The sequence below is a fragment of the Streptomyces sp. NPDC050439 genome, from assembly GCF_040655335.1.
In the GTDB taxonomy this organism is placed as follows: Bacteria; Actinomycetota; Actinomycetes; order Streptomycetales; family Streptomycetaceae; genus Streptomyces.
This window is the reverse complement of record NZ_JBFAJT010000013.1, coordinates 111,675-134,163: the sequence shown is the minus strand read 5'-3', so window position 1 is coordinate 134,163 and position 22,489 is coordinate 111,675. Positions and strand designations below refer to the sequence as shown.

General features: G+C 69.8%; 22 protein-coding genes and 4 pseudogenes. 8 read left to right on the top strand and 18 right to left on the bottom strand.

All coding sequences use genetic code 11. From position 1 onward, the window contains the following. The first annotated feature begins 23 nt into the window (after positions 1–23). Positions 24–665: a TetR/AcrR family transcriptional regulator gene (locus AB0I66_RS40150; RefSeq protein ID WP_363213019.1), complete on the top strand. Its 642-nt coding sequence runs from the start codon at positions 24–26 to the stop codon at positions 663–665. 194 nt (positions 666–859) lie between these two features. On the opposite strand, the gene AB0I66_RS40145 is transcribed toward AB0I66_RS40150, so the two are convergent. The 3 genes and pseudogenes from AB0I66_RS40145 to AB0I66_RS40135 form a co-directional block, all read right to left on the bottom strand. Further along, on the bottom strand, positions 860–2,488 hold the full coding sequence (locus AB0I66_RS40145; RefSeq protein WP_363213018.1) for an amidase: 1,629 nt from the start codon (positions 2,486–2,488) through the stop codon (positions 860–862). Between the two features lie 153 nt (positions 2,489–2,641). Next, positions 2,642–2,761: pseudogene (locus AB0I66_RS40140) on the bottom strand (RNA-binding protein); the annotation flags it as partial. 75 nt (positions 2,762–2,836) lie between these two features. Then, positions 2,837–3,706: a YwqG family protein gene (locus tag AB0I66_RS40135; RefSeq protein ID WP_363213017.1), complete on the bottom strand. Its 870-nt coding sequence runs from the start codon at positions 3,704–3,706 to the stop codon at positions 2,837–2,839. A 133-nt stretch (positions 3,707–3,839) separates the two neighbouring features. Here AB0I66_RS40135 and AB0I66_RS40130 point away from each other — a divergent pair, with 133 nt between their 5' ends. Further along, positions 3,840–5,798: an acyl-CoA dehydrogenase family protein gene (locus AB0I66_RS40130; RefSeq protein WP_363213016.1), complete on the top strand. Its 1,959-nt coding sequence runs from the start codon at positions 3,840–3,842 to the stop codon at positions 5,796–5,798. 32 nt (positions 5,799–5,830) lie between these two features. Here AB0I66_RS40130 and AB0I66_RS40125 read toward each other — a convergent pair whose 3' ends face one another. Beyond that, entirely contained in the window at positions 5,831–6,391 is a 561-nt protein-coding gene (locus AB0I66_RS40125) for an SMI1/KNR4 family protein (protein ID WP_363213015.1), read from the bottom strand. Then, entirely contained in the window at positions 6,381–6,947 is a 567-nt protein-coding gene (locus tag AB0I66_RS40120) for a TetR/AcrR family transcriptional regulator (RefSeq protein ID WP_363213014.1), read from the bottom strand. The genes AB0I66_RS40125 and AB0I66_RS40120 overlap by 11 nt, the downstream gene beginning before the upstream one ends. Positions 6,948–7,073: 126 nt before the next feature. Here AB0I66_RS40120 and AB0I66_RS40115 point away from each other — a divergent pair, with 126 nt between their 5' ends. Then, a complete protein-coding gene (locus tag AB0I66_RS40115; protein WP_363213078.1) occupies positions 7,074–8,084 on the top strand; it encodes an NADP-dependent oxidoreductase in 1,011 nt (336 codons plus the stop codon). Here the strand turns inward: AB0I66_RS40115 and AB0I66_RS40110 are convergent. From AB0I66_RS40110 to AB0I66_RS40075, 8 genes are all read right to left on the bottom strand, one after another. After that, positions 8,071–8,580, bottom strand: a complete 510-nt coding sequence (locus AB0I66_RS40110; protein ID WP_363213013.1) for a GNAT family N-acetyltransferase — start codon at positions 8,578–8,580, stop codon at positions 8,071–8,073. The two genes, AB0I66_RS40115 and AB0I66_RS40110, sit on opposite strands and share 14 nt — an antisense overlap. Before the next feature lie 69 nt (positions 8,581–8,649). After that, entirely contained in the window at positions 8,650–9,396 is a 747-nt protein-coding gene (locus AB0I66_RS40105) for an SDR family oxidoreductase (protein WP_363213077.1), read from the bottom strand. A 14-nt stretch (positions 9,397–9,410) separates the two neighbouring features. Further along, a complete protein-coding gene (locus AB0I66_RS40100; RefSeq protein WP_363213012.1) occupies positions 9,411–10,394 on the bottom strand; it encodes a fumarylacetoacetate hydrolase family protein in 984 nt (327 codons plus the stop codon). Between the two features lie 24 nt (positions 10,395–10,418). Continuing rightward, on the bottom strand, positions 10,419–11,354 hold the full coding sequence (locus AB0I66_RS40095; RefSeq protein ID WP_363213011.1) for a VOC family protein: 936 nt from the start codon (positions 11,352–11,354) through the stop codon (positions 10,419–10,421). Between the two features lie 3 nt (positions 11,355–11,357). Further along, positions 11,358–12,392, bottom strand: coding sequence for an amidohydrolase family protein (locus AB0I66_RS40090; RefSeq protein WP_363213076.1), 1,035 nt, complete (start codon positions 12,390–12,392; stop codon positions 11,358–11,360). Positions 12,393–12,454: 62 nt separating this feature from the next. Beyond that, positions 12,455–13,585: an FAD-dependent oxidoreductase gene (locus tag AB0I66_RS40085; RefSeq protein WP_363213010.1), complete on the bottom strand. Its 1,131-nt coding sequence runs from the start codon at positions 13,583–13,585 to the stop codon at positions 12,455–12,457. A 35-nt stretch (positions 13,586–13,620) separates the two neighbouring features. Next, on the bottom strand, positions 13,621–14,583 hold the full coding sequence (locus AB0I66_RS40080; protein ID WP_363213009.1) for a cyclase family protein: 963 nt from the start codon (positions 14,581–14,583) through the stop codon (positions 13,621–13,623). Then, complete coding sequence (locus AB0I66_RS40075; protein ID WP_363213008.1) at positions 14,580–15,614, bottom strand: fumarylacetoacetate hydrolase family protein; 1,035 nt, start codon at positions 15,612–15,614, stop codon at positions 14,580–14,582. Before AB0I66_RS40075 ends, AB0I66_RS40080 begins: the two co-directional genes overlap by 4 nt. A 152-nt stretch (positions 15,615–15,766) precedes the next feature. Between AB0I66_RS40075 and AB0I66_RS40070 the strand changes: the two genes are divergently transcribed. Beyond that, positions 15,767–16,678 carry a LysR family transcriptional regulator gene (locus tag AB0I66_RS40070; protein WP_363213007.1) on the top strand — a complete coding sequence of 304 codons (912 nt, stop codon included), beginning with the start codon at positions 15,767–15,769 and terminating at the stop codon, positions 16,676–16,678. A 51-nt stretch (positions 16,679–16,729) separates the two neighbouring features. Here the strand turns inward: AB0I66_RS40070 and AB0I66_RS40065 are convergent, their stop codons facing one another. After that, entirely contained in the window at positions 16,730–17,413 is a 684-nt protein-coding gene (locus tag AB0I66_RS40065) for an alpha/beta hydrolase (RefSeq protein ID WP_363213006.1), read from the bottom strand. 114 nt (positions 17,414–17,527) lie between these two features. Between AB0I66_RS40065 and AB0I66_RS40060 the strand changes: the two genes are divergently transcribed. Continuing rightward, a complete protein-coding gene (locus tag AB0I66_RS40060; protein ID WP_363213005.1) occupies positions 17,528–18,082 on the top strand; it encodes a hypothetical protein in 555 nt (184 codons plus the stop codon). On the opposite strand, the gene AB0I66_RS40055 is transcribed toward AB0I66_RS40060, so the two are convergent. Further along, positions 18,053–18,760 (bottom strand): VOC family protein, encoded by a 708-nt coding sequence (locus AB0I66_RS40055; protein WP_363213004.1) that lies wholly within the window; start codon positions 18,758–18,760, stop codon positions 18,053–18,055. The two genes, AB0I66_RS40060 and AB0I66_RS40055, sit on opposite strands and share 30 nt — an antisense overlap. A gap of 148 nt (positions 18,761–18,908) precedes the next feature. Between AB0I66_RS40055 and AB0I66_RS40050 the strand changes: the two genes are divergently transcribed. Next, on the top strand, positions 18,909–19,142 hold the full coding sequence (locus AB0I66_RS40050) for a hypothetical protein (RefSeq protein WP_363213003.1): 234 nt from the start codon (positions 18,909–18,911) through the stop codon (positions 19,140–19,142). On the opposite strand, the pseudogene AB0I66_RS40045 reads toward AB0I66_RS40050, so the two are convergent. Beyond that, positions 19,120–19,347, bottom strand: a pseudogene (locus AB0I66_RS40045) (hypothetical protein); the annotation flags it as partial. The gene AB0I66_RS40050 and the pseudogene AB0I66_RS40045 sit on opposite strands and share 23 nt — an antisense overlap. 18 nt (positions 19,348–19,365) lie before the next feature. Between AB0I66_RS40045 and AB0I66_RS40040 the strand changes: the two are divergent. Together AB0I66_RS40040 and AB0I66_RS40035 are read left to right on the top strand one after the other, a co-directional pair. Continuing rightward, positions 19,366–19,560, top strand: a pseudogene (locus AB0I66_RS40040) (hypothetical protein); the annotation flags it as partial. A gap of 171 nt (positions 19,561–19,731) precedes the next feature. Continuing rightward, positions 19,732–20,172: pseudogene (locus AB0I66_RS40035) on the top strand (aminotransferase); the annotation flags it as partial. Positions 20,173–20,184: 12 nt separating this feature from the next. Here AB0I66_RS40035 and AB0I66_RS40030 read toward each other — a convergent pair. Continuing rightward, positions 20,185–21,000: a methyltransferase domain-containing protein gene (locus AB0I66_RS40030; RefSeq protein WP_363213002.1), complete on the bottom strand. Its 816-nt coding sequence runs from the start codon at positions 20,998–21,000 to the stop codon at positions 20,185–20,187. A 145-nt stretch (positions 21,001–21,145) separates the two neighbouring features. Next, a complete protein-coding gene (locus AB0I66_RS40025) occupies positions 21,146–22,435 on the bottom strand; it encodes a lipase family protein (RefSeq protein ID WP_363213001.1) in 1,290 nt (429 codons plus the stop codon). Positions 22,436–22,489: the final 54 nt, after the last annotated feature.

Genomic DNA, 22,489 nt, shown 5'->3' with positions numbered 1-22,489 from the left:
TAAAGTCGAGTTAAGATACGGCCATGCCAACCACGAAGACACTGCGCGAGGGGTCCACGAAGAAGCGGGCCGCCATCCTCTCCGCGGCCCGGGAACTGTTCCTCGCCGACGGCTTCGACCGCACCAGCGTCGACGCGGTCGCCGCTCGGGCCGAGGTGTCCAAGCGGACGGTGTATGACTACTTCGGCGACAAGCAGACGCTGCTGCAAGCAGTCGTCGACGGCGTCGGCCAGTCACTGATCACCACGATCCGGCGCATCCTCGACGACACTCTCGCCGACCCCTCCGAACTCACCGAAACCGCCGACCTGGAGGACGTGCTGGTCACGTTCTCGATGCGCATCGCGACCGACATGCTCGGCTCAGCGGAGTACGCCACACTGCAAAGGCTGGTCCGGACGCAGTCCGGGCAGCTGCCGGACGGCGGCGAGAACTCCATGGCCGACGCCCCCGACGAAGCACTCGCCGAGCGGTTCGCCGCGCTCGCCGAGGCCGGCTTGCTCGACGCACCCGACGCCCGCCTCGCGGCCGACCAGTTCATCGCGCTGACCTTCAACGTCGCGCTCAACAGGTTCGGTTCGGCCAACGCCGCGGAGGACACACGCGTGCGGCCCCTCATCGTCGAGGGAGTACGTACCTTCCTGCGGGCCTATCAGGCCAAATAGGCCATGACACCGCTCTTGAAGGTGAATAGGTTCGGCTCGTCGGTCATACGGCGCCCTGCCCTCCGCCGTTGTCGTTCCGCGCACGGTCGATCGGAAAGGCGGAGTGGGGCCGAGGATCACGTGTCGTCGGCGGCCCCACTCCCCCTGTCCGGTTACTTGTGCCCAGCTACTTCTGCCCGGTCATTTCTGCCCGGTCATTTCTGCGCGCCGGACCCGGCCGTCGGCAGGTAGCGCGGGGCTCGCCAGGCCTTCAGGCGGTCCTCCACCGCGGCCCCCAGCGACAAGAGCCTGGCGTCCTGGTGGTCGCCGGCCATCAGGAGCAGGCCGACCGGCAGTTCGTTCACGGACCCGGCGGGCACCGAGAGGGACGGGTATCCGGCGACGGCTGCGGGGGTCGAGGAGGGGATGACGTCGTTGTCGCCGCGCGCGCAGTCCGTGGTCCAGGCAGGCGGGTTCGTGGGCGCGGCGATGGCGTCCAGGCGGTGAGCGGACATGGTCTCGTCGATGGAGCGCCGGGAGAGGTCCTTCAGTTCGGCGCGCATCGCCCGGTAATCGGGGTCGGTGGGGGACGGCGCGGCGAGGGCCTGCTCGAACAGCTCCTGCCCGGCGAAGCAGGTCTGCTCCTCGGGGTGGGCGCGGTTGAACTCGATCAGCTCGGCGAGGTCGCGGGGCCCCTTGCGCGTGCCGAGGTAGGCGTCGATGTCACGGTGGAACTCGGTGAGCAGCGCCGGGAATTCGAGTTCGGCCAGCCGTGCCTGGTACGGGGGTGTCACCTCGACGACCACAGCTCCGGCCTTGCGCAGCTTCTTCGCCGTACGGGTCATCACAGCGTCCACGTCCGGTCCCAGCGAGGGCAGGCGCCACAGGCCGATCCGCTTGCCGCGGGGGCTGGTGCCCAGGTTGGTGCCCAGGCTGAAGGCCATTTGGTCAGCCGCCGCATTGTTGGCCGACGCGCCGGACGAGCCCTCGCGCTCGCTCAGCACCGACAGCGTGAGCGCGGTGTCGATCACGTTGCGCGCCATGGGCCCGGCCGTGTCCTGCTCGGCGGAGATCGGCACCACGCCCGACTGGCTCACCAGGCCGAGACTGGGCTTGTGGCCGACGACACCGTTCATCCCGGCCGGGCACACGATGGAGCCGTCCGTCTCGGTGCCGATCGCCACCTGCGACAACGACGCGGCGAGCGCGGCGGCGGAGCCGGAGGACGATCCACACGGATTGCGGTCGAGCACGTAGGGGTTCTTGGTCTGGCCACCCACCGCCGACCACCCCGATGTCGGCTTCGCGGCACGGAAGTTGGCCCATTCGGACAGGTTGGTCTTGCCGAGGATCACCGCCCCGGCCTTCCTCAACCGGGTCACCAACGCGGCGTCGGTCTCGGGTGGGCTCCCGGCCAGCGCGAGCGACCCGGCTGTCGTCGGCATGTCACGGGTGTTGACGTTGTCCTTGAGGAGAACGGGGATACCGTCCAGTGGCCCGAGGGACTTTCCACGTCGGTGGCGTACGTCGCTGGCGGCCGCCTCACGCAGGGCCGTCGGGCTGGTGCGCAGCACCGAGTGAATCTTGGGATCGACGTGCGCGATACGCCGCAGATAGGCCTTGGTCAGCGTCGACGAGGTCAGCGAACCCTTCCCCATACGCGCCTGCAACTCCGGAATCGTCACGGTGTCCAAGTCGACCCCGGAAACGTGCGGCGACCCGGTCGGCGGCGATGAGTTCTCGGTGGAATGCCCGGCGGGCTGCGCACCGGCATGCGGTACGCCTGTCAAAAGCGCCCCCGCGACAAGGGCGGCGGTCATTGCGGCAATGCTCCTCTTCCCCATGCGGGCCAGCGGACTACAGCAGGCGCTTCCGGCGCAAGGGTGCCGGGGGCTCAGGTACTTCGCGAGCTGAGCAATGCGCAGGCGGCCGGGCCACGCCGGCTGCGCTGCCCGCACGGACCGGCTCACCAGGTCACCAGGTCACCAGGTCACTGGGTACGCCGCCTCGACCGGCCCGTGGTCGGTGTCCGTGTCCTGCGCGCCCGTGTAGTGGCCGCGCTCGTCGCGGTCGGCGGGGTCGTACTTGGTGATGCGGTGGACGAAGGCCGGCGGCACGCTGCTCCTTGGACGGTAGGAGCGTCCAGCCTAATGACGAGCAGGGCCGTACCGACCCGCTCCCATCCGAACCGATCAGCTGCACTGCCAGGTGAACATCGCCCGGTCGAAGCGGCGCTCGGTCAGGTCCACAGGGCGGATGAGCCAGTACAGCGTGCCTGCGTCGCCCCACATCATCGCGGCGTCGTCATCGCTGTCGATCTGGGCCAGCAGTACCCAGTCGCTGATTTCCTGATCGAGGACTCGGGCATCGCGGGCCGTGGCTGCCTCGCCGAGGACCGCTTCCGCCACCTCGATCTCCACCGGGTTCTGGATCGCGTGAGCATGACCGCCGATCTGGTGCCCCGCCGCGACGTCGAACTCCCACATCGCCTCGAGAAAATCCTGCGCGCACACGGGATGGTCGTAGCGGTTTCCCAGCGGGGCCCCGGGCGCGAAGGCGTCTCGGAGCTGAGGATGCCAGGGCTCGGCCGCGGTCAGACCGGTCCGGGCGGCGAGCGGTACCTGCGGATACGGCCGCAGGCCCCGGGGCGCGGCACGCTCGACCGACGTCTCGCCGGGTGACGTGTAGAGGACCCGCGCGCCGGCCCAGCTTTCGCGATCCTCCGCCAGGACCATGGCGTCGCCGTCATCCATCTGTCCGTCGAAATAGAAGAACGACAGAGTCCCCTCGGGAGGGAGATCGATGTCCAGCGCGGCGACGGGCAGCGCGCCACAGTCCAATGAGGCCACGAAGGAAAGGGGCCCATGCCCCTGCCAGGACGGCCATTCCACGTCCGCCGGGAGATGCGGCAGACCACCAAGCCGACCCACAACGGTGTCCGCTCCCCCGGCCGCCTCAAGCCGGACAGCCGGACGGAGCAGGCTCACCCATCGCTCAGCGACGTCGGAGGACAGGTGCTGATGGGCGAGCGCCCTCAGGGCATCGAGCGAACCAAATGTCATACGCCCGATCATGCACCTCCCCACCGGCGATTCCGCCCCTGCGGCGGGCCCATCCATCGGGCGTCCTCACGGCGGCGGCGCAGATGGACCAGGCGACCGATTTGATCCGCTTACGCGCGGGTAGCAGGGCGACATGGTCACCGAAAGCTCTGTCTCCCCCAGCGGCTACGCGCAGCCCACCATCGACATCCAGGCTCTCGCCGAGCTGCTCGACGGCGAATACGCCGAGGTCCGCGATCTGGTTCGCACCAATCTGACCACGTACGCAGGCGTACTGGACGAAGCGGAGGAGCTCGGCTTCGACGAGTTCCGCGAACGCGTGCGTGAGCTCGTGGTGGAGATGGCGGCGACGGGCCAGACGGGCATGGGCTTTCCGAAGGAGTACGGCGGGGGCGGCGACATCGGAGCGTCGATCGCCGCGTTCGAGACGCTCGCCTTCGGTGATCTGTCGGTGCTGGTGAAGGTCGGCGTGCAGTTCGGGCTCTTCGGCGGTGCGATCCTGCACCTGGGCACCGAGCGACACCACGAGGCCTATCTTCCGCGCCTGATCACCGGGGAGCTGATGGGGTGCTTCGCGATGACCGAGACCGGACACGGCTCCAATGTCCAGGCGCTCGGCACGGTGGCTCGCTACGACGCCGACAGCCAGGAGTTCGTGATCACCACCGACGGGGACGAGGCGCGGAAGGACTACATCGGCAACGCGGCCCGGCACGCGGAGCTGGCGGTCGTCTTCGCCCAGCTCGAGGTGGACGGAAAGCGCGAGGGCGTGCACGCGTTCGTCGTGCCGGTCCGCGTCGACGGTGAGGTCGCCCCCGGCGTCCGGATCGAGGACGACGGCCGCAAGATGGGTCTCAACGGCGTGGACAACGGCCGCATCTGGTTCGACGGCGTACGCGTGCCACGCGAGGCGCTGCTCAACCAGTTCGCCGACGTCACGCCCGAGGGCGCCTACCAGAGCCCGATCGACAACCCCGACCGCCGCTTCTTCACCATGCTCGGCACGCTGGTGCAGGGGCGGGTCAGCGTCGGCGGCGGCGCCATCAACGCCAGCAAGGTCGCCCTGGCGATCGCCACCAAGTACGCCGTGCGCCGACGGCAGTTCCAGGCCGCCTCGGACACCGAGGAGCAGGTGCTCCTCGACTACGGCATGCACCAGCGCCGCCTGCTGCCGCTCATCGCGCGCACCTACGCGCTGCACTTCGCCCAGGACGTCGTCCGCACACAGCTGCACGAAGTCTTCTCCGGGGGCGATGACGACGAGCTCGCCCGGCGCGAACTGGAGGCACGGGCGGCGGGCACCAAGGCACTCGGCACCTGGCACGCCACCCGCACGATCCAGGAATGCCGCGAGGCGTGCGGCGGCGCCGGCTACCTGGCCGTCAACCGCTTCGCCGCCCTGAAGGCCGACAGCGACGTCTTCGCGACGTTCGAGGGCGACAACCACGTGCTGCTCCAGCTGGTGGCGAAGGGCTTGCTCACCCACTACGCCAGCGAGTTCGAGAACCTGGACCAGCTGGGCATGGTCCGCTACGTCACCAACCTCGCCGTAGAAACGGTCATCGAGAAGACCTCGGCCCACAAACTGCTGGAGCGGGTACGTGACTTGCTGCCCGGCGGCGACGAGTGGGACCAGGAAGCGGGCTTGTTCGACTCGGAGTACCAACTGGCCATGCTCCGCTTCCGCGAGGAGCACATGCTCGCCGGCGTCGCCCGTCGACTCAAGCGCGGAATGGACCAGAAAACCCACCCCGGGGTCGTCTTCTCCCAGGTGCAGGACCACGTCATCGCGGTGGCCCACGCCCACGTGGAGCGGCTGGTGCTCGAAGCCTTCGTGGACAAGATGCGTCGACTCCCCGACAGCGACAACAAGGTCGCACTGGGACTGCTGTGCGACCTCTTCGCCCTCTCCACCATCGAGGCGGACCGCGCCTGGTTCATGGAACACGGGCGCCTGACGACACAGCGCTCCAAGGCGATCCGCCGCGAGGTCAACGACCTGTGCCGCAAGATCCGCCCCCTCGCGCCCGACCTCGTCGACGCCTGGGGCATCCCGCCACAGCTGCTGCGTTCGCCTGATCTGGTGGGGTGACACCCCCTCAAGGCATGGCCGCGGGCCGTACCTCAGAGGACGTCGTCGTTGGAGTCGAACTGGTGCTGCTGTGGGGGCAGATCGTCGAAGTAGACCGTGTCGGCTTCGCCGGTGAGCACCCGGAGCAGGAACTGCGTGCAGGAGTAAGGGTGGTACTCCCATTCCGGGCCCCTGCCCTCGTTGAACAGGGTGGTCCATTCCTCCGGCTGCTGCCCCGGCCGGCGCAGCCAGTACAGCATGGCGCCGCTGCCCTCGATGTAGGCCCAGGGCAGCACCTCGGCCCCGTCGCCTTCCAGGAGTTGCGGCGGCTTGGGCTCGACCTCCCACAAGGAAGCGAGGATCTCCGCGCGCTCCCTGGCCTCGTCCAGGAGGTTGTAGTCCTTGTCGGGGCATGCGGGGTCCAGCAGCCAGATCGTCTCGTCGAAGATGCCGCCTCCGTAAACCTCGACGAGTTCCTTGTAGTCCGGTGGCAGGGCGGTGCCGAGCTGCCGCTCCACGGCGGCCCAGTCCCGTGAGCGGCGAGGGCTCGGGGGCGGCACGAGTGCGGTGAGGCGTTCGACGGCGGATCGCCTCGGGCTCCTGCTACTCGGCATCGCTGCCCCGCGCCGTCGTCAGAAGCGCGCTCACCACTACCTCGAAGAGGTGCTCGGCGCTTGGCGCGAGCGAAGGTTGATCGCCGGTCCAGGCGAGCATGGCCACCAGCGCGAATAGGTCGTCGCCGTCGATGTCCTTCCGCGCCAGGCCCGCCGTCTGGGCACGCGTGAGGAGCCGCGCACCGGCCGCGCGCAGCGTCACGCACGAAGCGTGGAGCGCGGATTCGGTGTCCTCGATGGCGGCTGCCATCAGTACGGTCACGCCCCGGTATTCGGTGGTCCAGGCGACGCAGTCGCGCAGCCAGGAGACGAGAGCGTCCTCGGGCGGACTGGACGTCTCGAGCGCGCACGCCTTCGCCGTCAGTGCGTCGAAGCTCGTGCGCAGCAGGGCATCGAGCAGCGCCTCGCGCGTCGGGAAGTGCCGCAGCAGTGTCGCGAGCCCGACATCCGCCCGGCGCGCGATGTCGCGCAAGGACACGTCGACGCCTTGCTCGGCGAGGGCGGTGCCCGCTACGGCGAGCAGGTGGTCGCGGTTCTTCCTGGCGTCGGCCCGCATCGGTCCCCTTGACTATCCGGATCACTGGTCCATATATTCGGACCAGTGGTCCACTTATGTGGATCGCTGATCCGAATAAGCGTAACTCGCGACGCGGGCAGGAGAAGAACGATGCCGACACAAGCGATGCCGACACACACGATGAGGGCCATCCGCCTCCATGAACACGGCGGTCCTGAAGTTCTGCGTTACGAGGAGGTGCCGATCCCCGAACCGGGGCCGGGCGAGGTACTCGTCCGTGTCCACGCGGTCGGCATCAACCCGCCCGACTGGTATCTGCGCGACGGCATGTCCAACCTGCCTCCCGAGACGAGGCCGAGGTTCGCGTTGCCCGTGATTCCGGGGACGGACCTGTCGGGCGTCGTCGAGGCCGTGGCCGGGGATGTGGACGGCTTCGCCGTCGGCGACGAAGTCTTCGGCCTCCTGCGCTTCCCCAGCTTCGACGGCAGCACCTATGCCGAGTACGTCGCCGCGCCCGCCTCGGACCTGGCACTCAAGCCGACCGGCATCGATCACGTGCACGCCGCGGGCGCGCCCATGGCCGGGCTCACCGCGTGGCAGTTCCTGATCGACCTCGGGCACGATCACCCGTCGCCCTTCCAGGCGGCGCGACACCGCCCCATTGCGCTCGGTGCCGACACGACGGTGCTCGTCAACGGCGCCGCCGGCGGCGTGGGGCACCTCGCGCTACAGCTGGCGAAATGGCAGGGCGCACAAGTCATCGCGGTAGCGTCGGGCGCACACGAATCATTCCTGCGCGAGCTCGGCGCCGATCAGTTCATCGACTACACCAAGAGCCGTCCCGAGGATGTCGTGCGTGACGTCGACCTCGTTCTCGACACCGTCGGCGGCCCCGACAGCAAGCGTTTCCTGCGTACGCTCAAGCGAGGCGGCTCGCAGTTCCCCGTGTTCTTCGGCGAGTTCGACGAGGAAGAGGTAGCGAAGCTGGGCGTCACGGTCACCGGCACCCAGGTCCGCTCGAACGGCGCGCAACTCGCCGAGCTGGGGCGCCTGCTCCAGGCGGGCACGGTCCGCGTGGCGATCGACAGCACGTACGCCCTCGCGGACGCCAAGGCCGCGCACGAACGCGCCGCCCAAGGCCATATCCGCGGAAAGATCGTGCTCACGGTCGCCTAGGAGGCGTCCGTTCGGTCGAGTCCTGGCGCAGCAAGTCCAGTTCGCCGACTGTTTGGTCTCCGCTGGTCTCACCCGTCAAGCGGAGTCCGAGCCCGAGGTAGAAACCCTCGGGTCCGTCCGTGCCGGGGTGCCAAGTGGTGGTCAGGCGGGTGCCGCCGCGACGGCGGATCTCAGCAGCCACGGCCTCGACCGCGAAGCGACCGTAGCCTCGACCCTGCTCACCATCGGCGATGTTGAGCCGCCAGAGACCGGAGCGGATGTCGGTGCCTGTGCCGTCACCCCTCCAGTCGATGTCGAAGAAAGCCATGAGGAAACCGACGGGACGGTCACCGTCAAGGATGAGGCGGGGCCAAGCTATGCCGGGATAGACATACGCCTCGGCCAGAGATTTCACGACCGGCGCGACCAAGTGCTCCTGATCCGGACGGACCCGCAGACCGATCGCTGCGTCGAAGTTGGCCGGGGTGATCTCCCGCAGACTGAGTGTGGTCGTCATGCGGGAACCCTAAGCCAGCAGAACACATGGACTCTGCGGGTGCGTCGTCGTACGCGGTAACCCAGTTGTTCAGGTGCCGCGCAGGGCGTCGGACACCGCCTTGGCGCCGCCGTGCGCGGTGTAGCCGCCGTCCACGGGGATGTCGGCACCGGTGATGAACGACGCGTCGTCGCTGAGCAGGAACGTGACTAGCGGAGTGATGTCGTCGACCGTGCCGGTGCGGCCCAGTGGGGTGTCGCGCAGAGTCGTGTCACGGAAGGCGGCCGGCGCGGTGGCCGTCATCTCGGTCTCGATGAAGCCGGGGTGGAGGGTGTTCACGCGGATGCCGCGCGGGCCGAGTTCCATGCACGCGGTCCTGGACAGGCCACGCAGGGCCCACTTGCTGGTGGTGTACGCGACCGGATAGTGGGCGGTCAGCGCCGCCGAGGAACCGACGTTGACAATGGAGGCGCCCGGTGGCATCAGCGGGGCGAGGTGCTGGATGCCGAGGAGGGGTCCGGTGACGTTGACCGCGTGGACGCGGGCCATGTCATCGGCGCGTACGTCATCGATCCGTGCCCGCCAGGTGATCCCGGCATTGTTGACCAGGCCGTGGACTTGTCCGTACGACTGGCGCAGTTCGGCGGCCAGTTGGGCCCAGCCTGTCTCACTGGTGACGTCGAGGCGGCGGACGCCGGGGGTCTCGGTGACGTCGGTGGCGATCACGCGGGCGCCTTCGCGGGTGATCGCCTCGGCTTCGGCGGCGCCCTGGCCACGGGCCGCGCCGGTGACGATCACGACCTTGTCGAGGAGGCGCTGAGGACGTGGGCCAGTCACGGCCCGCGGGTCGGTCACGGTCGCTCCCTGGGGCGGCGCCGGGCGGCGGGGATCGGGAGGAGCTCGGGGCCGGGCACCACGGTGTTCGAGACGGTGCCGATGCCTTCGACGGTGAGGGTGACGGTGTCGCCGGGCTTGAGGGGCGGCGGGTCCTGTCGGCCGCGCAGGCCCCAGAGTTCGGCGAGGCAGCCTCCGTTGCCGCAGGTCCCGGAGCCGAGGACATCGCCGGGGACCACGCGGGTGCCGCGCGAGGCGTACGCGACCATCTCCTCGAAGGTCCAGCTCATGTTGGACAGCAGGTCCTTGCCGACCACCTCACCGTTGATCTCGGCTGTCAGGGCGAGGCGCAGGAAACCGTCGCTGTCGCGGTAGGGCTCCAGTTCGTCGGCGGTCACGAGGTAGGGGCCGAGGGTGGTGGCGGTGTCCTTGCCCTTGCAGGGGCCGAGGCCCACCCGCATCTCGGCCGACTGGAGGTCCCGCGCGGACCAGTCGTTGAAGATCGTGTAGCCGACGATGTGCTCGCGGGCCTGCTCGGGGCTGAGGTCGCTGCCCTCGCGTCCGATCACGGCCGCCACTTCGAGTTCGAAGTCGAGGACCCCGGCTCCCGGCGCCGCCGGAATGGCGTCGTGCGGACCGTAGACGGCGTGGGGGTTGCCGAAGTAGAAGGTCGGGGCCGCGTACCACTGCTCGGGGACCCCGGCGGTGCCCTCCACGGAGCGGCGTACGCCCTCCACGTGCTCCTCGAACGTCACGAAGTCCCGTACGGACGTGGGTTGCATGGGCGCCAGCAGCCGCACCTGGGAGACGTGCGGGCCGGCCGGCACGTCGAGTGCCGCGGCGCCGCGGTCGAGCAGGCCGCGCAGCCCGTCGCCTGGGGCGAGCAGTTCGGTGACGGAGCGGACCCCGGGCAGGGGGTAGAGGGTGCCGTCATCCTCGACGACGGCGACGCGACGTTGGTGTGGGTGCTGATATGGGTTTTCAAAGCTTGCAAGGCGCATAGGGGTTTCCTCCAGGCACAGGGTTCAGACCGGCGGGGCGACGAAGCAGCCGCGGTCGACGTCGTTGAACGACTCCTTGGCGACGAATTCGTTCATCGCGTTCGCTGTGCCCCACTGGTCGGTGACCTCGGGGTCGGAGAAGTCGTACACGTGGGGGTGCCAGGTGTCCTCGTCCAGCATCTCCAGCTCGGTGGTGTACTCGACGGTGTTGCCGTTCGGGTCGAGGAAGTACGTGAAGGTGTTGTCTCCCGCGACGTGACGGCCGGGGCCCCAGATCTTGTGGTGTCCGGCGCGGATGACGCGGCCCGATCCCCGCATGTACTCGTCGATGCCGCGCAGCTCGAACGAGATGTGGTGCAGGGCCGCGTGCGGGCCCTGGGCGATGGCCATGGAGTGGTGCTGGCTGGAGATGCGCATGAAGTGCATCGCCTCGCCCATGTGCGGGTGCATGAGCGTGTCGGAGAGCTTGAAGCCGAGGTGCCGCTCGTACCAGGCGCGGGTCGTGTTCAGGTCGGGGGCGTTGAGGACGACGTGGGAGAGCTTGACCGGGATGGCCTCCTTCGCCTCGATCTTCCGGTGCCGGCGCACCTCCACGTCGGTGGAGACCTCAAGGGTGCGGCCGTCGACATCGAAGAAGCGGAAGCCGTAGCCGCCGCCCGGGGTGTCGATGGCACCGGGCTGGGTGATCAACTGCACGTCGTCGGCGAGGAGTTGTTCGGCGAGGGTGTCCACGTCCGCAGGGGTCGAGGCCCCGTACGAGATGAGGTCGAGGCGCTTCTCGGCGGCCTTGCGCAGCCGGACCACGTACTGCTCCGGCGAGCCTTCGGCCGCGAGGAAGGAGATCCCGGAGTCCTCGGTGACCTTCGTGAGGCCCCAGACGCCGGAGTAGAAGTCGAGCTGCCGGTCGTAGTCGGGCACGGCGAGGTCGACGTGGCGCAGGTGGGTGAGCAGGCGGGTCATGTGTCAGTCCTTCCGGAGGAGAGCGGCCGCGTTGGCGCCCCGTACGGCGTGGAAGTCGGCGTCGGACAGATGTGCGGCGCGCAGGGCGCCGAGGGGGTCCTGGCTGCCCATGTCGAAGGGGAAGTCGGAGCCGAGCAGGACCCGGTCCGCGCCGGCGACGCGGATCAACTCCCCCAGTACGTGCGGGTCGTGGACCAGGGAGTCGAAGTGGAGGCGGTTGAGATAGCTGCTGGGCGGGTGTGCGCAGGCGATGCTCGCGTCCGAGCGCGCCGACCAGGCGTGGTCGGATCGGCCGATGTAGGTGGGCAGGTAGCCGCCGCCGTGCGCGGCAAGCACCTTGAGGGCCGGATGCCGGTCGAGGACTCCGGAGAAGATCAGGTGGGAGAGGGCGACGGCGTTCTCGGTGGGCTGGCCGACGGTGTTGGACAGGTACCACTGGTCGAGGCGCTCGTCGAGCGTGCAGCCGAAGGGGTGCAGGAAGAGGATCGCTCCCGCCTCCTCCGCCCGTGTCCACAGCGGCTCGTACGCGGGGTCCGACAGCTCGCGGAACGACCCACGGCCGGGGGCGTGGCTGGGAGCTTGGTAGGGAGCGTGGCTGGATATCTCGACGCCCAACAGGCCTTGCTCCAGAGCGTGTTCGAGAGCGCGGACAGCGAGATCCGGATGCTGCAGCGGTGCAAGGCCCAGGCCGCGCAGCCGTTCGGGGGCGGCCGAGCAGTGGGTCGCGGTGGCCTCGCTGGCCAGACGGCAGACCTTCTCGGCCGTCTGCTCGTCGGTCCAGTAGTGGTAGTGCGAGGGCGACGGACTGACCAGTTGCACGTCGACGCCTTGGGCGTCCATCGCGGCCAGCCGGGCCGAGGGGTCGGTCAGGCGCGCGATGCGTCCGCCGATCATCGGCCCGTTGACGGCCAGGGCCGCGGGGCCGTTGCGCCGGGCGTCCAGGGCACGGGCTTCGAGATGGCCCGGCAGCCCGCTCACCAGCGCGTCCACCTCGGGCAGCAGAACGTGCGCGTGTACGTCCACGGTGGGCGCGGCCACGGCAGAGGGCGTCGCCTCTCCCCCGGTGCGCGCGGTCGGGGCCGCTCCCCCGACCGCCGCGGTCACGGCCTCTCCGTCAGCATGGCCATGGTGCGGCCCATCAGGCCGGGCACATCCGCGTCGCGCACGCCGTCCAACTGCCACTGCCCGATCTGTACGGATGCCTCGACCACGGCCCGCACCCGCGGGATGCGCCGCTCGTAGTACGCCCGGAGCAAGGTGTCGTCCCAGGTGTCGGAGCCCGTGAGGAGTTCGGTGAGGACGAGCGCGTCCTCCAGGGACAGGGCGGCGCCCTGCGCGAGGGTGGGCGGGCAGCAGTGCGCGGCGTCCCCGACGAGGACCACGCGGCCGCGGTGCCAGGAGCCCTCCACCAGCATGCGGTCGAACCAGGTGTAGTTGACCTGGGTCGGGTCGGTGATGTGTGCGGTGATCTCCGGCCAATGGCCGCCGTACGACGTGGCGAGGCGGGTCATCTCCTCCGCGTACGACCGCGGCGGGATGGAGGCGCGATCGCGGGCGGCCTCGACCACGAACGCGTAGAGCGTGGTGGCGCTCGTGGGGCAGTAACCGGCGATGTAGGCGGGACCGCCATAGGCGAGGTCGGCCCGGGTCACCCCCTCGGGGCGCGGGGCGGCGACGCGCCAGATGGCCATGCCGGTCGGCTCCGGCTTCGTGGTGATGCCGATCGCGGACCGCGTGCCGGAGCCGAGACCGTCGGCGGCGACCACCAGGTCGTAGCGGCCTCGGGCACCGTCGCTGAACCGGACGTCGACACCGTGTGCGTCCTGCTCCAGCGATGTGGCCGTGACACCGAGGTGCACCGTCGCGCCGCTCTCGCGGACGGCCCGCATCAAGATGCGCTGCAGTTGGGGGCGCTGCATGCCGACGGTGGCCGGCAGGTCGTCGCCGCCGCTGCGGAGGTCTTCGGAGACGTGCAGCACGGTGCCGTCGGGGGCCGTGATGCCGACGGCGTCGAAGCCGAAGCCTGATGCCTCGACCTCCTTCCATACGCCGAGTTCGCGCAGCACGCGCAGGGCGTTGCCCTGGAGGGTGATACCGGATCCGGCACTGGCGTTCCAGCCCGGCTGAGCTTCGATCAGGTCGACGGCCACGCCGGCGCGGCGCAGCAGGATCGTCACGGCGTTTCCGGCCGCGCCGCCGCCGATCACGAGGACCTTGCGGGACTGATTCATGAGGGAACTCCTCTGTTCCACGGGCGTTCCACGGGCTACTTGACGGCGATCGGGTTCACCGGGGAGCCGACGGCGCCGGTGACGGGCAGCGGTGCGGCGGTGAGCCAGAACTCGTACACGCCGTCGGTGGCGCAGTCCTCGGCCAGGGCGTCCAGGTCCCACATCTCGCCGATGAGCAGGCCCATGTTGGGGATGGCGACCTGGTGCAGGGGCTGGAAGGCGTGCTCGAACTCGTTCGGCCGGACCTCGAAGCCCCAGGTGTCCGTGGCGATGGCGGCGATCTCGGTGCGGTGCAGCCAGCCGGCGGTCGTGAAGGACAGGCCGGGCGCGTCACCCCCCGCGTACTCGCCCCACCCCTCGCGCCGCGCCCGGGTGAGCCGTCCGGTACGCACCAGGACGATGTCGCCGCGGCCCACCCGCACGCCGTGGGCCTCGGCGGTCGCGGTCAGGTGCTCCTCGGTGATGGCGAAGCCGTCGGTCAACTCGCCGTCGTCGTTGACCACATGGCCCACGTCGAGGAGGACGCCACGCCCGGCGACGTGCGCGGCCATGTGCTCGATGCCGGTCACCAAGTCACCCTCGGAGGTCACCACTTCCTCGGCCGGGCGGCCGTTCCACGCCTTGCCGTGGTCGAAGATGTGACCGAGGCCGTCCCATTGGGTGGAGCACTGCAACGGCATGGCAATCACGTCGTCGGCGCCGCCGAGGCCGTGCGGGAAGCCCTGGTTGCCCAGGGCCGCGTCGGTCCCGGTGTCCAGCATGGTGTGCACCGGGTTCGTGCGGCGCCGCCAGCCCTTCTGCGGACCGTCCATGCCGAACCGCTGCGACAGGGAGAAGCTGGCGCCCCGGCGGGCGAGCGCGGCGCCCTCGCGGCGCTTGGCCTCGTCGAGGAAGTTCAGCGTGCCCAGTACGTCATCCGGGCCCCACCGCCCCCAGTTCGAGTACGACTTGGCGGCCTCGGCTATCTCACGCTCCGGGTCGGTGCGGTCCAGGCTCACGACGCGCCCTCCGCCACACATCGGGTGCGCTGTGCGCCGAGCCCGGTGATCGAGCCGTCCATGATGTCGCCGTCGCGCAGCAGGCGTCCCCAATGCATGCCGTTGCCGGCGGGAGATCCTGTCAGTACCAGGTCGCCGGGCAGGAGCCGGGCGGTGTGGGAGGCGTACGACACCATGCGGGCTACGTTGAAGATCATGTCCTGGGTGGACTCGTCCTGCATCGTCCGGTCGTTCAGCTTCAGCGTCAGCCGCAGGTCGTCGGGGTTCGCCATCGAGTCGGCGGGCACGATCCACGGGCCGAGCGGGGTGAAGCCGGGCGCGTTCTTGCTGCGCAGCCAGTCGGTGCCGATCTGCGGCATGTCCCGGCGGAAGACGGTCGCGCGGTCGGTGAGGTCGTTGGCGATGGTGTATCCGGCGACGTACTCCAGCGCCTCCCCCACGGTGAGCCGGTGGGCGGGGCGGCCGATGACGGCCGCCAACTCCAGTTCCCAGTCGGGCTTTTCGGCCCAGAGGGGCAGCACCACATCGTCGTACGGGCCGGTGATGGCGCTCGGCAGGCCGATGAACACGTACGGCAGGTCCTCGACCGCGCGCCGGTCCATGATCTCCGCGGCCTCGGCGCGGGCCTCCTCCACGGAGCGGCCGTCGGACGCATCGCGGTGCGCCACGTGCAGATCGATCACGTGCTGCCGGTAGTTGGCACCGGACTGGAACACCTGACGTGGCTCGACCGGGGCGTGTACGTGGAATTCCGCCAGCGGCCGACGCACGGCATCTGTCGCCGCTCCGGCGGCGGCGCCGGGCGTGGCCAACTGGTGCAGGAGGGGCAGCCGTTCGGCCCAGCGCTCCAGCACGGTGCGGATCGTCTCCGTCGGGTCGCCAAGTGCCGCCCTGAGGTCGAGCACCTGCTGATCGGGCGTGACGAGGGCGGGAAACGCGACCCCGTCGGAGCCGGCGAGCGTAGCCAGGGCGAAGGGCCCGGCGAAGGGGGTGAAAGCGGGAGCGGGAGCGGGTGCGGGTGCGGGTTTCACGAACGTGTCCTCCTGATGGCGATGCGACCAATCTGACGCCGACACCCACGATCATGGAAATCGATTCTGTGGATACTGATCATCTGCCCCGTTTATAGTCCGTGGTCAGAGAGCCACGCCCCATCCCTGCGCTGCGCAAGGAGAACGAACCGGTGAACCTTGCCCGCCTCGACCTCAACCTCGTCGTCGCCCTGCACGCCCTCCTGGAGGAACGCAACGTCACCCACGCCGGGCAGCGCGTGGGCCTCAGCCAGCCGGCGATGAGCGCCGCGCTCTCCCGGCTGCGCAAACACTTCGGCGACGAGCTGCTGGTGCGCTCGGGCGGGCAGTACGAGCTCACGGCCCTGGGGCAGGTACTTCTCGACCGTACGGGCACGGCGTACGACCTCTTGGAGCGCCTGTTCAGCAGTCAGGCCGTCTTCGAACCGGCCGAGGAGGAGCGGGAGTTCACCCTCCTCGCGTCCGACTACGCGGTGGCCGTCTTCGGGTCCGCGCTCGCGCGGGTCGTCCACCGCGAGGCACCCGGAATCCGGCTCAGGTTCACGCGGACCCCGCCCACCGTCATCGAGGAGACGGGAACGCTGCTGAGCGCCCACGACGGGCTGCTGATGCCGCACGGCGTCGTCAGCGACCTGCCGTACACCGATCTCTACGAGGACAGTTGGGTCTTCATCGTCGCCGACGACAACGACGAGGTCGGCGAGCAGTTGACCCAGCAGGACCTGGCCCGGCTGCCGTGGGTGACCTACCAGCGCACCTACGACGCCCCGGCCGTGCGCCAGTTGGCGATGCTGGGGGTCGAGCCCCGGGTGGAGGTGTCGGTCGACACCTTCCAGTCGCTCCCCCTGCTGGTCGCGGGCACCCGCCGGATCGCGCTCATGCAAGAACGCCTGGCCCGGCTCTTCGCCGGCATCGCGCCGGTGCGCATCATGGCCCCGCCCTACGACGCGGTGCCGCTGCGAGAGGCCCTGTGGTGGCACCCGGTACACACACGCGACGCCGCCCACATGTGGCTGCGCTCCACCGCGGCACGTGTCGGGGAGGGGCTGGCACGGGACGCCTGACCAACTGGCCCGGCGCCCGCTTGCCCGTCCAGCCGCTATGAATCGGTCACATCAGTTCTTGGCTGCCGCAGTCAGAACGTCCGCCAGTTCCCCGGGGCGGCCGAGTGCCACGCAGTGGCTGGCCTCGATCTCGTCGGGGGTCACGTCGAGACGTTCCCGCGCGAGCCGGCGCTGGAGCTCCGGCGGGAGGAAACGGTCCTCGGTGCACACCACGAACCTGGTCGGCACCGTCGGCCAGGCATCGAGCGGCCACGGCTGGGCTGACGCGGCCGACGACGGATGTGCCCGCTCCTTGCCCATCGCCTCCTCGGCCAGCGTGCGCGGGACATCGTGGTAGAAGGAAACGTACGGGTCATCGTTGCCGGTGAGGCCGCCGTCCCGGGTGGCCTGGCGCCGCGCGGCCTCGGCGTAACCGGTGTTGCTCCACCACTCGTCCGGCGTTTCCCCGGGCGCGGGGACCATCCCGGCGACCAGGATCAGCGCATCGACCTGCCGGCGGGCGGCGATCAGGGGGGCGGTGAACGCGCCGTACGAATGGCCCACGACCACGAGATCGCGACGGTCGCCGACCGCCGCGACCACGGCGTCCGCGTAGTCGTCGAGCGTCAGCGCGTCGTCGTCGCCCGGAAGGTCGGGTGCCACGACGTCGTGCCCTCGCGCCCGCAGTTCCGCCTCGACCAGATGCCAGGACCATCCGACGTCTCCGGCACCGTGGATCAGCACGAACGTACTCACAACAGGTCTCCCGTCCTGGGGGTGGCGACGACCGGGCAGCACATCCCTGCCCCGGCATGGCACTGAGTATCGCTACTCATGCGGTCGGCGTCGGCTCGTTCGTACTGTCGCCTCATGAGGAACGCCGTCATCTCCCTGGCCCTGCTGCTGGCCGCCCTGTCGACCACAGGTTGCTCCGCCGTGGAGCGGGAGTACCCCTCCGCCGAACCGGCGGTACTCGCGCAGCGTCTGACGGAGCGCGCGCAGTGGGCGTACGAGGGCATGGCACTGCCGCGCCACGAGACCGTGGCGCCGGTCCGGGTGATTCCCGGTCACAGTTGCTCTGCGGGAGGCCTCAGCATCGAGAAGACGCTGCCGGACGTCGTCACCTTCGACCTCAGCTGGACGGTCAGGGATGTCTCGGCCGACATCGCCCGTGCCGCGGAGGCGCGCCTGCGCAAGCGGTTCGTCTCGGCGGGCTGGACCGTGACCCACGACGGCAACCGCCGAGGCAAGACCTTCGTCGAGCTCGATTTCCGCGTCCAGGACCCGAAGACGGGCGATACGTTCGACCTGGACTGGAACGACTCGACCACCTCCCTTTTCCTGTCGGGCTACACCCCGTGCGCGAAGGTCCCTCGGTCGGCGGCCGACAGCCCGTCACCGGATACCTGGACCCCGCAGATCTGAAGACCGTCGATGAACCTGGAATGTCAGCCCTTCCGGGCTGCGCAACCGGACGCAGCGACCTCCGGACTTCTCGACCCAGGTGCAGGGGCCCGGGTCCTCGCCGAGGTCGCGTGCGCGCGCGATCACGCCGTCCAGATCATCGACCTCGACCACAAGCTCCCACTGCGGGGCGGATGCACCTCGACCTTCCGTGGCGAGGAAGTCAGCACAGCTCAGGGCCGCTCCCGTCGTCTCCTCGTAGAAGCGCCGAGCATCCTCCGGCCGATCGCACGCCAAGATCATTCGGTGCGGAGTGCCCGCCAACCGCGACGGGAACGTCCACCCGGCGAAGCGGTTCGGCTGCCAGAGCGAGAAGGCGGCGCCGAACGGATCGATCAGTGTCGCCAGGCGGCCCTGATCGCCCGCGTCGAAGGGAGGTACGACAAGGCGAGCACCGTGCGCCATCGCGGCTTCGGCACGGCGCTCGACGTCCTCGACCGCCAAGTAGTACGCGATGTGGGCGGGTATTCCAGGCGGATAGACAGGGTTCGCCAGGTCACTCACGCCGCCGATCACATGCCCGTCGACGTCCACCTTCGTGGCCTTGCGCCAGTCCTCCTCGTCGACCGCGAAGCGCCAGCCCAGCGTCGCGGAGAAGAAGGCGGCGGTGGCGGCCGGGTCGCGGGTCTTGAGGTCCATCCAGCAGAACTCGTTCAATGAACCCAGAGGGGGCGTCATCCTGTGCTCCTTGTCATCACGGTGCTGGATATCGGGCGTCCGGATGACTCCGCAAGTAGATTTCAACTGCGGCCCCAAGGCGGGGCCATGAGTGATCAGGGGGGCTGGAATGGCACACGGGGTATGCACCGGCTGCGGGGGCAACGAGGTGTACGAAGGGCAGGCCTACTACGGACAGGCCCTGCCGAAGGTGCGGCTGAAGTTCGGGGCGCTCCGCGGAGAGACCGTGCCGACGACGGCACTGGTCTGCACGGACTGCGGACGCCTGGAATGGCGCCTCCTCCTCGACAACGCAGCCAGGGACGGCGTCCGGCAGCACTTCACCCACGTACCGCCCGGGTAGCGTCGCTCAAGCGGGCGCTGTCCAGCAGCCGTTGGATGTGCAGGCCGTGGGCCGCGTCGATTCCCGTGCCCCGACCCGTACGGACCGCGGTGGCGAACTCGCGGCGCAGGATGGGCCAGCACTCCTCGTGGTCGATGTCGGCCGTGTCGTAGACCAGTTCTTCGCCGGGTCCGAAGAGCTCCACACGGGTCCTGGCGCGTGGGAGGTCGGGCAGTCCCGCACGGCAGACGCGCTGTGCACGGCCATGCTCCAAGCCGCGGGCGCCAGTGGTTTCGCCGAGTACGTGGACCCGGTCACCGCCCAGGCCCGCGGCACCCGCGACTCCGGCTGGACCGCGGCCCTCACCCTCGATCTGCTGGCCGGTCAGCGGCCCGCGGACTACGGCCACCCAAGCCCCTCGAACGGAGCGCGTACGTGAACGGCGCAGCGGACGTCACTCTGATCCACGGCGGCACCTTCGCCGTCCTGGGCGCGGACGGAGGACTGACCGGCCGCCGCGACGCCGCACAGACGGCCTGTGCCACCGCGACGCACGCCATGGCAGCCGGTGGAATCCTGACGGTCGACGCACCGCACCCCTCAACTTCTGGATGGCCGGCACGTCGACTCCCTGGCCTCGGACGCCGGTCACCTCCTGTGGTCCGGCATCCTCGACACAGCACAGGCCCGCCGCGTGGGCCAACGCCTCCTGGAGCCCGACTTCTTCACCGGGTGGGCCATCCGTACGCTGGCCTCGGGGCAACCCGGGTACCACCCGCTCTCCTACCACCGCGGCACCTGTTGGCCGCACGACAACGCGGTGATCCTGCTCGGTCTGGCCCGCTACGGCCTCAAAGACGAGGCACGCGGCATCGCCCACGGGCTGGTGGCCGCGTCCACGCACCAGAGCCACCGACTGCCCGAGGTCATGGCAGGCTACGACCGCGCCCAGCACCAGCAGCCGGTCCCCTACCCCCACTCCTGCTCTCCGCAGGCGTGGGCCGCGGCAACACCGCTGGCCGTCCTCACCGCCCTGAACGCGGTGTCGTAACGGCCGCGCCGATCACGTCGTCGTCCGCGTCCGTCCGGCGCGGGAGATGAGGTGGAAGTGTCGGGCGACGCGCCGGTAGGGGTCGATCCGGCCGGCCTCCCACTCCGCCTGCAGCACTTGGTCGAAGTCGTCTCCGGAGCTCTCGTCCTCAAGATGGTCGGTGAACACCCGCACCCCGTACCACTGCACGAGTTCCAGGTCGTGCTCGGCGAAGATGCGCAGGACCATCGCGCGGTCCACGCCGCGGCTGACCGTGCCGATGCTGTTGTCCTCGACCGGGCTGTGCAGCGCTTTCAGCGCACCGCTCCAGTCACGGGCCAGTCCCCGCCGTATGGCCAGGGCGTCGGCCTGATAGGCGAGGACGGAGATGATGCCGCCGGGCCGCAGACACTGGGCCAGTACGCGCAGCAGCGGGGCCGGGTCATCGAGGTACATCAGGACGCCGTGGCACAGCACCGCGTCCCACCCGGTGCCGACCAGCCGCGGGGCTTGCTCGCCGAAGCCGCGGCGGAAGGTGATGCTGCCCGGCGCGTCCTGGGCGTGCGGCAGCCAGGAGGAGCGGGCTCGGGCCAGCATGGCGTCGTCGGGGTCGAGCACGGTGACGTGGTGACCGCGCCCGGCCAGCATCCGGGCCTGGACACCGGTACCGCCGCCGACATCGAGCACCCTCTGCGGCCGCGCGTCCGTCAGGTGCTCGGCCAAGGCGCGATCGACGAGCTGGTGCCGGACGGCGCCGCGGAGCGAACTGCTGCGGCGGGCGTAGCGGTCGGCGAGCTTTTCGCCGAGCGGTTCGCCGGAACGGTCGGGCGTGGTCCAGGAGTTCGTCATGGGGATCTCTGAATCTGAGGCGGGGGCGCGTCTCGTGCCGGGACAGCTTGGCCAACGAAGCGATGTTCCGCAGGAAACGGCTCAACTCCCGCCGAGCGGCGCCGTATTGTCGAATTCGGCCGCCCTGCGGGAGTGAGCTGCCGGCTCAGGTGCCGCAGTTGCCCGACGTCGGCTCACCGGCGAAGCGGCGGCCCAGCCATTCAAGCGCCGGGCCGTTGCCCTGGATCGCCGTTCCCACGTGGGACTGTCCGGCGAAGGATTTCCACTCCACGGCGTTGCCCTTCGCGCACCAGTCGGCCCGCAGCTTCTGCCCGACCGCGTAGGGGATCGTCTCGTCCGCGTCGCCGTGGTAGACGAAGGTCGGCGCCGACGGGCGCTTGCTGCCGATCAGTTGCCTGGCGATGGCCTTCTGCCACTTGGGCTGGTCCAGCGGGTTGGAGGTGGTGACGTCCTCGATGGTCTTGCCGCGCCCTGCCTCCAGGACCGTGCCGACACACTCGTTGCGCACCACCTTGGCGAGCCTGCGGCCCTCCTTGGTGAGGTACTTGTTGAGTCCCAGGGACGGGTCGGCGGCGTTCTGGCCGACGGCGGACATCAGCAGGTAGCCGGCGCTGTCCCCGCCTTCGAGCGAATCGGCGACCTTGGTGAGGTCGGCGGGGACTCCGCCGCTCGCCGTTCCCTTGACCTTCAGCTCGGGAGCGTACGTCGCGGCCATCTCGGCGGCCTTCGCGCTGGCGCCGCCGCCCTGCGAGTAGCCCATGATCCCGACCGGCGCGCCCTTGGAGACCCCGTACTTCGCCGCTCCCGGGTGCCGCTGCGCCGCGCGCGCCGCGTCGAGGACGGCGCTGCCCTGCGCCTTGGCGACCATGTAGGTGTGGTCGCCGGGGGTGCCGAGGCCCTCGTAGTCGGTGACGACGACCGCGTAGCCCCGTACCAGCGCGGCGTTGACGAGGGGTGCCTCGGCCGTCGTACCGCCCGGGAAACCGGCGGAGGGCGCGCACTTGTCGCCGAGGCCGACCGTGCCGACGGCGTAGGTGATCAGTGGGCGTGGGGTGGCTTTGCCGTCGTCGGGGACGATCACGGTGCCGGAGACGGTGTTGGGCCGCCCGGCGGCGGTGGTCGACCTGTAGGTGATCTTCCAGGCCTTGGTGGGGGTGGGAACGCCCGGGGTGTACTGGAACGAGGACGGCTTCGAGCTGAGGATCTTGCCGGGGGTCTTCTTCTTGCCGGGGTGCTTCCCGGCCTGGCCATGACCGTGGCCGTGGTGCTTGTCCTTGCCGTGCTTGGCGGCGCTGGAGGCCTTCCTGGCTGCCTGCGCCGCCGCGTCGGCCGCGGGGGCGGCGTCGGGGCGGCCGGCCGGCGCGTGCGCGCTCTCCGCGGCGGCGGACCCGGGAAGCCCGAGCACCGCCACTGCGAGGACGGCACTAGCGGCCACCGGTCGTCTGCGTAGGGCTGACATCATGCAGCTCTCCCAACTCTCCTGTGGGCA